The organism is Gellertiella hungarica, from assembly GCF_014197145.1.
GTDB classification, from domain to species: Bacteria; Pseudomonadota; Alphaproteobacteria; order Rhizobiales; family Rhizobiaceae; genus Gellertiella; species Gellertiella hungarica.
Window position 1 is genome coordinate 190,525 of sequence record NZ_JACIEZ010000006.1, and the last position, 13,219, is coordinate 203,743.

General features: G+C 63.1%; 14 protein-coding genes. 10 read left to right on the forward strand and 4 right to left on the reverse strand.

Annotated elements, in window-relative coordinates:
* Positions 1-9: 9 nt before the first annotated feature.
* The 6 genes from mmsB to GGR23_RS15595 all read left to right on the forward strand — a co-directional run bounded on the left by mmsB (position 10) and on the right by GGR23_RS15595 (position 4,534).
* On the forward strand, positions 10-897 hold the full coding sequence (gene mmsB / locus GGR23_RS15570; RefSeq protein WP_183367221.1) for a 3-hydroxyisobutyrate dehydrogenase: 888 nt from the start codon (positions 10-12) through the stop codon (positions 895-897).
* 15 nt (positions 898-912) lie between these two features.
* Positions 913-1,686 carry an enoyl-CoA hydratase gene (locus GGR23_RS15575; protein WP_210296991.1) on the forward strand — a complete coding sequence of 258 codons (774 nt, stop codon included), beginning with the start codon at positions 913-915 and terminating at the stop codon, positions 1,684-1,686.
* A gap of 199 nt (positions 1,687-1,885) precedes the next feature.
* A complete protein-coding gene (locus GGR23_RS15580) occupies positions 1,886-3,034 on the forward strand; it encodes an OpgC family protein (RefSeq protein ID WP_183367223.1) in 1,149 nt (382 codons plus the stop codon).
* A gap of 75 nt (positions 3,035-3,109) precedes the next feature.
* Positions 3,110-3,424 carry a plasmid stabilization protein gene (locus GGR23_RS15585; RefSeq protein ID WP_183367224.1) on the forward strand — a complete coding sequence of 105 codons (315 nt, stop codon included), beginning with the start codon at positions 3,110-3,112 and terminating at the stop codon, positions 3,422-3,424.
* Between the two features lie 19 nt (positions 3,425-3,443).
* Positions 3,444-3,653, forward strand: coding sequence for a hypothetical protein (locus GGR23_RS15590; protein WP_183367225.1), 210 nt, complete (start codon positions 3,444-3,446; stop codon positions 3,651-3,653).
* 23 nt (positions 3,654-3,676) lie between these two features.
* Positions 3,677-4,534 (forward strand): SDR family oxidoreductase, encoded by an 858-nt coding sequence (locus tag GGR23_RS15595; protein ID WP_183367226.1) that lies wholly within the window; start codon positions 3,677-3,679, stop codon positions 4,532-4,534.
* Between the two features lie 18 nt (positions 4,535-4,552).
* Here the strand turns inward: GGR23_RS15595 and GGR23_RS15600 are convergent, their stop codons facing one another.
* Entirely contained in the window at positions 4,553-4,969 is a 417-nt protein-coding gene (locus tag GGR23_RS15600; protein ID WP_183367227.1) for a hypothetical protein, read from the reverse strand.
* A gap of 232 nt (positions 4,970-5,201) precedes the next feature.
* Here GGR23_RS15600 and GGR23_RS15605 point away from each other — a divergent pair, with 232 nt between their 5' ends.
* Positions 5,202-5,597 (forward strand): DUF1236 domain-containing protein, encoded by a 396-nt coding sequence (locus GGR23_RS15605; RefSeq protein WP_246365568.1) that lies wholly within the window; start codon positions 5,202-5,204, stop codon positions 5,595-5,597.
* Between the two features lie 114 nt (positions 5,598-5,711).
* On the opposite strand, the gene GGR23_RS15610 is transcribed toward GGR23_RS15605, so the two are convergent.
* Genes GGR23_RS15610 through GGR23_RS15620 form a run of 3 tightly spaced genes read right to left on the reverse strand, consistent with a single transcriptional unit; the run spans position 5,712 to position 9,410 of the window.
* Entirely contained in the window at positions 5,712-7,331 is a 1,620-nt protein-coding gene (locus GGR23_RS15610; protein ID WP_183367229.1) for a cisplatin damage response ATP-dependent DNA ligase, read from the reverse strand.
* A complete protein-coding gene (locus GGR23_RS15615; protein WP_183367268.1) occupies positions 7,328-8,335 on the reverse strand; it encodes a ligase-associated DNA damage response exonuclease in 1,008 nt (335 codons plus the stop codon). The genes GGR23_RS15610 and GGR23_RS15615 overlap by 4 nt, the downstream gene beginning before the upstream one ends.
* A gap of 49 nt (positions 8,336-8,384) precedes the next feature.
* Entirely contained in the window at positions 8,385-9,410 is a 1,026-nt protein-coding gene (locus GGR23_RS15620) for a substrate-binding domain-containing protein (RefSeq protein ID WP_183367230.1), read from the reverse strand.
* 169 nt (positions 9,411-9,579) lie between these two features.
* On the opposite strand from GGR23_RS15620, the gene GGR23_RS15625 reads away from it, so the two are divergent.
* From GGR23_RS15625 to GGR23_RS15635, 3 genes are all read left to right on the forward strand, one after another.
* A complete protein-coding gene (locus tag GGR23_RS15625) occupies positions 9,580-11,118 on the forward strand; it encodes a sugar ABC transporter ATP-binding protein (RefSeq protein WP_183367231.1) in 1,539 nt (512 codons plus the stop codon).
* A 49-nt stretch (positions 11,119-11,167) separates the two neighbouring features.
* Positions 11,168-12,175 carry an ABC transporter permease gene (locus tag GGR23_RS15630; protein ID WP_183367269.1) on the forward strand — a complete coding sequence of 336 codons (1,008 nt, stop codon included), beginning with the start codon at positions 11,168-11,170 and terminating at the stop codon, positions 12,173-12,175.
* Between the two features lie 68 nt (positions 12,176-12,243).
* Positions 12,244-13,194 (forward strand): substrate-binding domain-containing protein, encoded by a 951-nt coding sequence (locus GGR23_RS15635; protein WP_183367232.1) that lies wholly within the window; start codon positions 12,244-12,246, stop codon positions 13,192-13,194.
* Positions 13,195-13,219: the final 25 nt, after the last annotated feature.

Here is a 13,219-nt window from a genome sequence, read left to right on the forward strand (position 1 = left end):
GACAGGACCATGACGGAGAAGATTGCATTCATCGGCCTTGGCAATATGGGAGGCCCGATGGCCGCCAACCTGGTCAAGGCGGGCTTCGAGGTAACCGGGTTCGACCTCTCGGATGCAAGCCGGGAAGAAGCGCGAGCCAAGGGTGTTGCGATTGCCGCTACCGCTGAGGACGCCGTGCGGGAAGCCTCCATCGTGGTGACCATGTTGCCGGCCGGAAAGCATGTCCTGTCCGTCTGGGGCAGCCTGACGGCGGTTGCCCGGCCGGACACGCTGATGATCGACTGCTCCACCATCGACGTCGACAGTGCCCGCAAGGCCCATGCGCTTGCAGCCGGCAATCGCCTGCACTCGCTTGATGCGCCCGTTTCGGGAGGCACGGGCGGGGCCGCGGCCGGCACACTGACCTTCATGGTGGGCGGAACGTCGCAGGCCTTCGACAAGGCGCAGGCGGTGCTCTCCGCCATGGGCAAGAAGATCGTTCATTGCGGCGATGCGGGCGCCGGCCAGGCGGCGAAGATCTGCAACAACATGATCCTCGGCATCTCGATGGCTGCGGTCTCGGAAGCCTTCGTGCTTGCCGAAAGGCTAGGCCTTTCCCATCAGGCGCTCTTCGACGTGGCCTCCACGTCGTCGGGCCAGTGCTGGTCGCTAACGAGCTACTGCCCCGTACCGGGGCCGGTTCCGACCTCGCCGGCCAACAACGAATACCGTCCCGGTTTCGCCGCTGCGCTGATGCTGAAGGACCTGCGCCTTTCCCAGGAAGCCGCCGATGCAAGCGGGGCGAAAACGCCGCTTGGAGCCCACGCCACAGCCCTTTACGAGGCGTTTGACAAATCCGGTCACGGATCCCAAGACTTCTCCGCCATCATTCAGCATATCCGCGATCTGACGGCCTGAAGGAAAGACCAGATGATGACTCATGAAACCATCCTGACCGAACAGCGGGGCCGCGTGGCCCTCGTGACGCTGAACCGGCCGAAGGCGCTCAACGCCATCAACCGTCAACTGACGGAAGAACTGCTCTCCGCTCTTGAGGGTTTCGACAAGGACCCCGGTATCGGCTGCATCGTCATCACCGGTTCCGAGAAGGCCTTTGCCGCCGGTGCCGACATCAAGGAAATGCAGGAGGCCAGCTATATCGAGATGTATTCGAACGACTGGTTCTCGGCCTGGGACCGGATGATCGCGGTGCGCAAGCCCATCATCGCGGCGGTTGCGGGCTATGCGCTCGGCGGCGGCTGCGAACTCGCCATGATGTGCGACTTCATCCTGGCCGCCGACAGCGCAAAGTTCGGCCAGCCGGAGATCAAGCTCGGCGTGATGCCGGGCATGGGCGGAAGCCAGAGACTGACCCGCCTCGTCGGGCGCGCCAAGGCCATGGAAATGTGCCTGACCGGCCGGATGATGGATGCGGCGGAAGCAGAACGGGCAGGCCTTGCCTCCCGCATCGTGCCCGCGGCGGAGCTGGTCGAGGAGGCGGTGCGCACGGCGGAAACGATTGCCGGCATGTCGCTGCCCGCCGTGATGATGGTGAAGGAAGCGGTCAACCGCGCCGATCAGGTGAACCTCACCGAAGGTCTGCGCCACGAGCGCCGCGTGTTCCATGCGATGTTCGCGCTGGACGACCAGAAGGAAGGCATGACCGCCTTCGTGGAGAAGCGGGCACCGGATTTCAAGCACCGCTGAGAGCACCTTCCCGAATCTCCAGGGCCGTGCCGGCATTCCCGGCGCGGCCTTTTCTTTGGCCGCGTTCAGCAGCCTGTCATCGATCCATTACAGTACCGTCATATGAAGGCGCTGCGAGAAGGCTGCGGAACGGGGGCTCCGCATCTTTTTGCTGCAGCTGCGGCATCGGCCGCGGAAGATCCCGCCCGAGAGAATTCAGATGCTGACCAGAACGTCCCCTGCTCCTTCATCTTTCGTCACGCAAGCGGACGCGGGACGGAAACGGGATCCGAGGATCGATTTCTTTCGCGGGCTTGCGCTCTTCATCATCCTCATTGCCCATGTTCCCTTCGATGAATGGGCGCTCTTCATCCCGGCGCGCTTCGGCTTTTCCGATGCGACAGAGATCTTCGTCTTCCTGTCAGGGATGGCCTCTGCCATGGCTTTCGGGCGGCTTGCCGACAGGGAGGGATTGGGCCTGCTCTGCGCCCGGATTGCCCATCGCATCTGGCAGATATACTGGGCCCACATCGGGCTCTTCGTCGCGACCGCGGCTCTCATGGCAGCGGCAGGAAACCGTCCCGACGGCAATACCTACATCACCGCCCTCAACCTCGAGCCGTTCTTTGCAGATCCGGCCACCCTCCTGCCGCATCTGTTCACGCTCACCTATGTTCCGAACTATTTCGACATCCTGCCGATGTACATGCTACTGCTCGCCCTCATTCCCGTGATGCTGGGCGCGGAGCGCATCCACCGGCATTTGCCCTTCGCGCTCATCGTCGGGCTCTGGGCGATGACGCAGACGGGTTTTCCCCGGCTTCCGGCAGAACCATGGTCGGACCGGCCCTGGTTCTTCGATCCGTTCGGATGGCAGATGCTCTTCTTCGCCGGTTTTTACCTGAAGCGCAGGCCTCTGCACACGCTGCCCGATAACCGGTGGGTGACGGTCACGTCCGTTCTCATCATCCTGGGCTCCGTGCCGCTGTCCTGGCACCCGCTTCTGGAGTGGAGCCCCGTTCTGGGCGAGGTTTCGGTCCGGCTCCTGCCATTGACCGACAAGAGCGCCTTCGGGCTGCTGCGCCTCATCCATTTCGCCGCCCTTGCCCATCTTGCCATTCGTATCGCAGGACCTCTGGGCTCCCGGCTCCAGGGGCCGGCATGCGGCCTCGTCCGGCAGGTGGGAGAACAATCGCTGGCTATCTTTGTCTTCGGCATGTTTCTCGCCCAAGCCATGGGCATCGCCCTCGATGCGACGGATCGGGGTCCGCTTGCCACCCTCCTGATCAACCTCGCCGGCTTCGCCCTTCTCCTGGTGGCGGCCCGTGTAACGGCCTGGTTCAAGCGTTCGCCCTGGAAGGGACACTGACCTCGGGGCCTTCTCTCGGGAACCTTCGCTCACCCGACCGGTTTCATCCCTGACCGAAACGGAAGGAGATGCGTCATGCCACAGGGTGACAAGTCCGCCTATACCGACAAGCAGAAGCGCAAGGCGGCCCATATAGAGGAAAGTTACGAAGAGCGCGGGCTGCCCGAAAAGGAAGCCGAGCGGCGCGCCTGGGCGACCGTCAACAAGGAAAGCGGCGGCGGCAACAAATCCGGCTCGGGCCGCGGCAAGCCCGACATCCACGTCTCCTCCAGGAAAGGCGGCGAGAAGGGCGGCAAGGCCTCGGCCGAAAGACCCGCTGCAGCCCGTTCGGCCTCTGCCAGGAAAGCTGCCGCTACCCGCAAGCGAAATGCCGAGCGCCACGCACACTGATATCCAGAAAGGAAATGCCATGTCCCGCGCGAAGTCCGCAGACAAGAGCCGTGTCGAAAAGGACGCGGAAGGTCAGTTCGCCAAGAGCCAGGGGGACCGCAAGGCGTCCGGCGTTGCGAGCGCCAAGCCCACCGTTCTCACGCCCCGGGGCTCGGAAGATGCCACCATCCATCGCCTCCCCCCGGGCGACAAGAAGCCCGGCGGCGTCGAATGGGACCCGCAATTCTGAACCCGGAAGCAGGAGAAATCGTCATGAACGAGAAGCCCACACCGCCTTTCCCGGCAGAAAAGCAGCCCATGCCGGGCCTCACGGAACGCATGAACCCCCGCCCGGATCACGGCGAGACCTCCTACAAGGGGTCGGGCCGGCTGGCGGGCAAGCGGGCCGTGATTACCGGTGCCGACAGCGGCATCGGCCGTGCCGTCGCGATTGCCTTTGCCCGCGAAGGGGCAGACATCCTGATTTCCTATCTCGATGAACATCAGGACGCGATGGAGACAAAAAGGCTCGTCGAACAGGAGGGCCGAAAGGCGCTGCTGATGGAGGGCGACATCAAGACGGCCGGTCATTGCCGGTCGATCATCGAGCGTGCGGTGAACGATCTGGGAGGCATCGACATTCTCGTCAACAATGCCGCGCATCAGGCGACCTTCGACGATATCGGGGATATCAGCGACGAGGAATGGGACCTCACCTTCAAGGTCAACATCCATGCGATGTTCTACCTCGTCAAAGCCGCCGTGCCACACATGCAGCCGGGCGCCTCGATCATCAACACGGCCTCGATCAATTCCGACAAGCCCAATCCGACCCTTCTCGCCTATGCGACGACGAAGGGTGCAATCCAGAACTTCACCGCGGGGCTCGCCCAGATGCTGGCGGAAAAAGGCATTCGCGCCAATTGCGTGGCGCCCGGTCCGGTATGGACCCCGCTCATCCCGTCCACGATGCCCGAGGAGGCGGTGAAGAACTTCGGCAAGCAGGTTCCGATGAAAAGGCCGGCACAGCCGGCAGAACTGGCGACCGCCTATGTCATGCTGGCCGATCCGCTGTCGAGCTACGTTTCGGGCGCCACCATAGCGGTTACGGGCGGTCAGCCCATTCTCTGAAGAAGGGAAGGAAAACGATCAGGCCGCCTCGGCGGCCTCATCCTCGACATCGGTGGCGGCAAGGATTTCTATGCCGCTATCGGTGAGAAGCAGAAGATAGCATGCCTGAACGGTCGCCCGGCCTGCCACGCGGGCAAGCGCCTCGACGTTCAGCGCCCAGCGCACGGTGACACAGTAACGCCTCTCGCCGCAGGGGACGAAATCCACGATCTCGAAGCTGATCGCGCGATGCGCGCAATCTCTCCGTTCGCGGCGAAGAAGCCTTAGCAGGGCACGTCTTTCCGGCTTGCCAAGTGCAAAGGGCATGATCAGGTCGCGGTCGCAAAGCAGCGGCGTCGAAAAATAGCCCGCCACCTGTGTCGGGGCATCGATTGCCGTGACGGCTGTCGCAAAGGTTTGGAAGAAATCGTCCAGTGCCTGTGGATGTACGCCCATACGATCGCCCTCCCGGCGCTTCAGGTCACCGGTAACGCTTCAAGGGGAAAATGGTTCCCGCCCTCGGGGTCGAAAAGTCTCGCCGCGAGACGGAAACCATTTCATGTCCCCGCCATCCGGCCTTCTGTGGCAATTCACTCCTCCCTTATGTCCGCACGTTCGAAAATGGACGGAACCATGCCCTCATCTCGACGTTGATGCAGCGAACGCTATTGAAGCAAGGAGATAAATGATGAACCGATTGATGGCTTCCGCCCTTCTGATTGCAGGTCTTGCGGCTGGCGGTGCCCACGCACAGGAAAGCACCGTGACAGGTGCTGCGAGCGGCGCCGTGACGGGGGCCATCGTTGGCGGCCCGGTTGGTGCGGCCGTTGGTGGCGTGGTGGGTGCTGTGGCCGGAACGGCCATCGATCCGCCGCCGCAGCGCGTCATAACCTATGTCCAGCAGCAGCCGGTTCCGGTCGAGACCATTCGCATCCAGGAACAGGTCGTGGTCGGCAAACCCATTTCGCGGCAGGTCGTGCTCACCCCCGTGCCGGAAGCACCCCAATATGCCTATGCGGTTGTCAACCAGCAGCGGGTGATCGTCGATCCCAACACCTACACGGTGGTGCAGGTCCTGCAGTAACCCGCTTTACCCTCTCCAGACGTGGCAGGCTCCCCTCCCCTGACCACGCATTCCGGAGCCAACCTCCCGCTCCGGCAAAGCCCGCCTGTTTCAGGCGGGCTTTTTTCTGCAGGTTCACTCTGCCCTTGGCAACATTGCCTTCAGCGTTTCAAGCCGGTCCGCATCGGCGGGCCTTTTATCCGTTCTCAATCTGGAAATACGGGGAAAACGCATGGCAACGCCCGATTTGTGCCGGTTCGAACGGTTCAGGCCCTCGAAGGCCACCTCTACCACGAACCCTTCTTCCTTGGTTGCCTTGAGCACGCGGACGGGACCGAAGCGATCCACCGTATTGTTGCGCACGAAGCGGTCCAGCACCTTCAGCTCCTCGTCCGTAAAGCCGAAATAGGCCTTGCCGACGGGCACGAGCTGGTCTCCCTCAGGCCCTTCGGTCCAGACGCCGAAGGTGAAATCCGAATAGAAGCTCGAGCGTTTGCCATGGCCACGCTGGGCGTAGATCAGCACCGCATCGATATTGTGCGGATCGCGCTTCCACTTGAACCAGGGGCCCTTCATCCGCCCGGCCTGGTAGGCACTATCGAGCTTCTTCAGCATCACCCCTTCGATGACGGGATCGGGTGGGGCGCTGCGCAACCGGTCGAGCTCGTCCCAGCTGTTGAAACCGACCAGTGGCGAAAGATCGAACCGAAGCGGATCGGCCGCGCCGATGACGTGCTGCAGCGCCTGGCGCCGTTCCAGGAAAGGCGCGGGACGCATGTCTTCATTGCCCGCAAACAGCAGGTCATAGGCCCGGACGAAGGCCGGAAACTCTTCCATGGTCCTTGCGGTGACGCCCTTGCGGTTCAGCCGCTGCTGGAGGTCCGAGAAGGGGCGGGCTGCCCCGTTCGACCGGAAGGTGCCGCCGACCAGCAGTTCGCCATCGACCGTGCCTTCGAAGGTAATCGCATCCAGCACGTCCGGAAAGCTTGCCGAGATGTCCTCGCCGCTTCTCGAAAAGATGCGGGCGAGCGAACCCTTTCTCGTCAGCTGGATCCGGATGCCGTCCCACTTCCATTCGGCCGCATAATGGGAGGGATCGAGATCGTCCAGGTCCCCCTCTTCGACCGGGTTGGCCAGCATGACCGGATGGAAGATCGCAGGGCTCTTCAGCTCCGGACGGTCTGCGCGGCCCTCGATCCAGTCGAAAAGCGAGCGGTAGGGCGGGGAAAGCCCGTGCCACAGTGCCTCGATTTCGTTCGCATCCCGCTCGCCGAGCGCCGCAAGAGCCTGAACCGCGAGCCTTTTCGATACGCCAACACGCATTGCGCCTGTTGCCAGTTTCAGGAAGGCGTAGCGGCCCGAGGGATCAAGCGCATTGAGAAGATCGCGCACGAGGCCGCGCACCGCCGTGCGTCCGGCGCCGTTCAGGCTTTCGATCACGCTGCCGAGCGAGGGCTCGGAAAGCCGCTCGGGGGGATCCTGTTCATTGTCCCAGACAAGCGAGATGGTTTCGGCCAGATCGCCGACATAATCGTAGGAATAGCGGAAAAGCACCTCGTCCATGCGCTCGAGCACCAGTTCGCGGAGCATTTTCGGCTTCACATGCGGCACATCGAGCGTGCCGGCAATGGCGGCGAGTGCATAGCCCCGATCCGGATCGGGAACGGTGCGGAAATAATCCGTCAGCAGCTTCAGCTTGGCATTGCGGCCCGGGGTCAGAACGAGACGGTCGAGAAGAGTGGAAAAGGCCTTCATGCGTCGCCCTCGTCTTCGTAGCCGACAAGATGCAGCGGGCGGGCGGCGATGCCCTGCAGCTCGCACCAGCGTACCAGCGCCTCTTCCCGTCCGTGCGTAACCCAGACTTCGCCGGGCATGATGTCCCGGATCGTCGCGGTCAGTTCCGGCCAGTCGCAATGGTCGGAGATAACGAGCGGCAGCTCCACGCCGCGCTGGCGGGCGCGCTGGCGCACCATCATCCAGCCGGAGGCAAAGGCCGGCAACGGATCGGCAAAGCGGCGCATCCACACTCCGGAAAAGGCAGACGGCGGGCCGACCACGACAGCGCCGCGAAAATCGGCCTTCTCCTCTTCCACGGCCACCCTGAGTTCGCCCAGATCGATGCCTTCGGCCTGATAGAATTCGCAGAGCCGGACCAGAGCGCCATGCATGTAGACGGGTTTGTCATAGCCCGCCTGCCGGAGCAGCGCGATGACGCGCTGCGCCTTGCCAAGCGCATAGGCGCCGACGAAATGGGTTCGATCCGGAAACTGGGCGAGCGAGGCGAGAAGCTTGCGGATTTCCCCGAGCGGATCGGGGTGACGAAAGACCGGAAGGCCGAAGGTGGCTTCAGTGATGAAGACGTCGCAGGCAACCGGTTCGAAGGCCGCGCAGGTCGGGTCGAGGCTTCGCTTGTAATCCCCCGAAGCAACGATGCGGGTGCCGGCGTGCTCGACGCGGATCTGACAGGACCCGAGCACATGGCCTGCCGGATGGAAGGACACCCGCACACCTGCGATGTCTATCGTTTCACCTGGCATGGCCACCTGCTCCGTGCGGCAGAAACCCTCCCCCATCCGGATCCGCATGATCTCGAGCGTCTCGCGCGAGGCCAGCACCGCACCGTGACCCGCGCGGGCATGGTCCGAATGGCCATGGGTGATCAATGCCCGCTGGACGGGCCGCACGGGATCGATGTGGAAATCGCCGATCGGGCAGTAGAGCCCCTCCGGCGTGGGAAAAAGCAGGTTATCCGTGTTCATCTTGCTAGACATAGCGGCTTTTTGGCCGCTTGCCAGTAGCGCCTCGGGATCAGAGCGGGCGCTGCCGCGGCGCGCCGACGGAGCTTCGCACCACGAGATCGGGAACGACGAGGATTTCCCTCTCCTCGGCCGCTGCCCCGCCAAGCCTCTCGATCAGAAGCGCCATGGCCTGGCGCCCGATGATGCTGCGCGGCTGACGGATGGTGGTGAGCGGCGGGTTGGTGAAACTTGCCTGCGGGATATCGTCGAAACCCGTGACCGAGAAATCGCGCGGCACCTGGTATCCGCGGGCCGACAGCGCCAGCATCGCACCGACGGCCGTCTGGTCGTTGACGCACATGAAGGCGGTGGGCAGCATGTCACGCATGAAGAGCAGTTCGACGGCGGCGCGCCCGCTTTCGACGGTGCCGTCGCCATCGAGGATCAGGTGCTTTTCCGGCGGGATGCCGAATTCGCTCATGCCCGCGACATAGCCCTCGCGGCGGCGCTGATAGGCCAGCCGCGTACGGTTTTCGCCGATGAAGGCAATGGAGCGATGGCCGGCGGAGAGCAGATGATCCACAGTCTTGCGCGCGCCCATCAGATCATCCACGCCGACATAGGAAATGCCGCCGTTGAAGATGGGCTCGAAGACCCCGACCGTCGGCGGCAGCTGCGTGGTGGCCGCCTGATGGCCGAAGGGCAACGTGCCGGTGAAGAGGATAAGCCCTGCGGCCTGCCCGGAATTCAGGAATTTCAGATACTCCATCCCCCTGAGCGGCTCGTTCTGGGTGTGGCCGATGAGGATGCCATAGCCATGCGCACGGGCCTCGTTCTCGAGCCCCATCAGGATATGGGAAAAATTGGGGTCGCCGATATCGGGGGCAACGACCAGGATCATGTTGGAGCGGCCGAGCCTCAGGCCCCGCGCCATGGCATTCGTCGTGTAGCCGGTGATGGCGATTGCCTGATGCACCTTCTGGCGGGTCGACTGGGACACTTTCTCCGGCGTGTGGATGGCACGGCTGACCGTGGCAATGGACACCTGCGCCAAACGGGCGACGTCCTCGATCGTTGCGGAAACGGGTTGAGACACTGCGGATAGGTCCTGAGATGCTAATGGACGGGGACCATATACAGCCTTGGGCCCCGTGAAAAGCCGACTTCCGGCGATATCCTTGATTTTGCATCAATGTAAACCTTTACATGTCGGATGTAAAGGTTTACATCTTGCCGCAATGGGAAGAGGGGCCCGGGAGGAGAGCATGTCCGAGACCGGCGCGGCCGTCATGGCCGCGAGCCGCATCTGCAAATCGTTTTCCGGCGTGCAGGTTCTGTTCAGCGTCGATTTCGAATTGCGGCGCGGCGAGGTTCACGCACTGATGGGCGAGAACGGCGCGGGAAAGTCCACGCTGGTCAAGGTGCTGAGCGGCTTCGAAAAGCCGACGTCCGGCCGCATCCTCATGGATGGGCAGGAAGTCTCCTTCGCCAACAATCGCGCGGCAGAAGCCGCCGGCATCGTCCTCATCCATCAGGAATTCAATCTGGCCGATCATCTGACCGTGTCGGAAAGCATGTTCCTGGGCCGCGAGGTGACCCGCTTCGGCATTCTCGACCGAAGCTTCATGCGCAAGGCCACGCGCGACATTCTGGACAGGCTCGGCTCCCACATCCACGAGGACGCGCTGATTTCCTCGCTGCCGGTCGCCGACAAGCAGATGGTGGAAATTGCCAAGGCGATCAGCCGCGATGCGCGCGTCGTCTTCATGGACGAGCCGACCGCGGTGCTTTCCCGCGAGGAAACCCGCATTCTGTTCGATCAGGTCCGTCGCCTGCGCGACCAGGGCACCAGCTTCGTCTTCGTCTCCCACAAGCTGGACGAGGTGATGGAGCTTGCCGACCGCGTCACCGTTTTGCGTGACGGCCAGTGGGTGAAGACTGCCCCTGTTTCCGAACTCGATGGCGAGAGCATTGCCCAGCTGATGGTCGGACGCGAACTGTCCAGCCTCTATCCTGCCAAGCACGAGCCCGACGTGGACGAGGAAATCGCCCTATCCGTCAAAGATCTTTCCACCGGCTATGTGAAGGACGCCAGCTTCGAGATCCGCAAGGGAGAGGTCTTCGGCTTTTCGGGCCTGATCGGCTCGGGACGCAGCGAGCTGATGGAAGCCATCTCCGGCATCCGCACGCCGGCAAGCGGCGAGGTGCGCATCTATGGCCGCCTCTTGAGAAGCGGCGACGTGCGCGCGGCAAACCAGGCGGGTCTTGCCTACATGACAAAGGACCGTAAGGGGAAGGGCCTGCTTCTCGGCGAGGGAATGACGGTCAATCTGACCCTGCAATCGCTCGATCAGCACGGACCCGTCGTCTATCTCGATCCGAAGAGCGAGGCAAAGGCGATGGACCGCGCCCGCCGCCGCTTCGACATCCGGGTCCGCGACGGCAATGTCATTGCCGCACGCATGTCCGGCGGCAACCAGCAGAAACTTCTTCTCGCCAAGGTGATGGAGACCGATCCCAAGATCGTCATCATCGACGAGCCGACCCGCGGCATCGACGTGGGCACAAAGCAGCAGATCTATCACTTCATATCGTCGCTTGCGCGCGATGGCTGGTCGATCATCGTCGTCTCTTCGGAAATGCCCGAGATCATAGGGCTCTGCAGCCGGGTGGCGGTGATGCGCGAAGGCCGGATCGTCGGTGTGCTCGAGGGCGACGAAATCAACGAACAGGAAATCATGCGCTATGCCGCCGGGCTGAAGCGGCGCACCCGGCCGGAGGAGGCCGGAGCCGTACCGGCCTGAAAAGAGGGCCGGCTGCATGAACGAGAATAGAGGGGGAACGGACCAGGCCATGAGCAACACGGAACTATCTGATCGGGCGCGGCCGGCGCGCAGTCTTCGCGACATGGATCTGAGGGCGATTGCACCCTTTGCCGCACTGGCACTGCTGCTGATCGTCGGCGCGCTGGTCAACCCGAACTTCATCAGCATTGCAAACCTTGCCAATGTGGCGACCCGGAGCGCCTTCATCGCGATCATCGCGGTCGGCGCGACCTTCGTCATCTCGGCAGGCGATCTCGACCTCTCCGTCGGCTCCATGGTGGCCTTCGTGGCCAGCCTGATGATCCTGTTCATGAATTCCGGCGCCATTGCGGATCCGGCGCTGACCATTGCGGCGGCCGTTGCGCTCACCATCCTTGCCGGCGCGCTCTGCGGCTTCTTCAACGGGCTGATCACCACCGTCGGCAAGATCGAGCCTTTCATCGCCACGCTCGGCACCATGGGCATCTATCGCGGCCTGACCACCTGGCTTTCGCAGGGCGGCGCGATCACGCTGAAATCGCCCGACATCCAGACCATGGTGCGCCCCGCCTATTTCGGCAGCGTTCTGGGCCTGCCGGTTCCGATCCTGGTGATCCTCGTCGTCACTGCCATTGCCGCCTTCATCCTCTACCGCACCCGCTATGGCCGCCATGTGGTGGCGGTCGGTTCGAGCAGCGACGTGGCACGCTATTCGGGCATTGCCGTCAATCGGGTGCGCATGGTCGCCTTCATCATCCAGGGCCTCTGCGTGGCGATCACCGTGCTGCTCTACGTGCCGCGCCTCGGCTCGACCTCGGCGACGACGGGCATTCTCTGGGAACTGCAGGCGATCACCGCCGTGGTGGTCGGCGGCACGGCGCTGAAAGGCGGGGCAGGCCGGGTCTGGGGCACGATCTGCGGTGCCTTCATTCTGGAGATCGTCGGCAACATCATGCTGCTTTCCAATTTCATCAGCGAATACCTGATCGGCGCCATCCAGGGCTCGATCATCATCATCGCGATGCTCGTGCAGCGCTCGCTCGTTCGAAAATCGTGAGGCCGGTCCGGGAGGCCCGGCCAGACGTACCGCCCTTAAGGGCGATCAACCCCAGGAGGAGAACACACATGCTGAAGAATTTCGCGCGCGCCGCAGCCTTTGCGGCCATCGGCCTCACGGCCGGTGTGGCGGGGGCTCAGGACGCCAAGACCATCGGCGTTTCCATTCCCGCAGCGGACCACGGCTGGACCGCGGGCGTCGTCTACCACGCCGAACGGGTGGCCGAACTGCTCCAGAAGGAGCATCCGGGCCTCAAGGTCGTGGTGAAGACCTCGCCCGATCCGGCAAGCCAGGCCAACGCGATCCAGGATCTCGAAACCCAGGGCCTCGATGCACTGGTGATCCTGCCGACCGATCCCGATCCGCTCGTCAACGCCATCAAGGAAGTCAAGAGCAAGGGCACCTTCGTCGCCATCGTCGACCGCGCACCGAGCGTCATGGACGACACGGTCCGCGATCTCTATGTCGCCGGCAACAATCCGGCGCTGGGCGAAGTCGCCGGCAACTACATCAAGAACACCACGCCGGATGCTGAAGTCGTGGTCATCCGCGGCCTGCCGATTCCGATCGACCAGCAGCGCCAGGACGGCTTCGACAAGGCGATTGCCGGCTCCAACGTCAAGGTTCTCGACCGCCAGTTCGGCAACTGGAACCGCGACGATGCCTTCAAGGTGATGCAGGACTACCTGACCAAGTTCCCGAAGATCGACGTGGTCTGGTGCCAGGACGACGACATGGCCGTCGGCGTGCTGCAGGCCATCGAGCAGTCCGGCCGCACCGACATCCAGTATGTGGTTGGCGGCGCCGGTTCCAAGGACATGATCAAGAAGGTTCAGGACGGCGACAAGATGATCCCGGTCGACGTGCTCTATCCGCCGGCAATGGTGGGTTCGGCCATGGAGCTGACGGCAGCGGCCCTTTACAGCCAGGTACCGGTCCGCGGGACCTACACGCTCGATGCCACGCTTGTCACGAAGGACAATGCCAAGGATTTCTACTTCCCGGATTCGCCCTTCTGAGCTTATAAATCGATTTAAGGGGAGC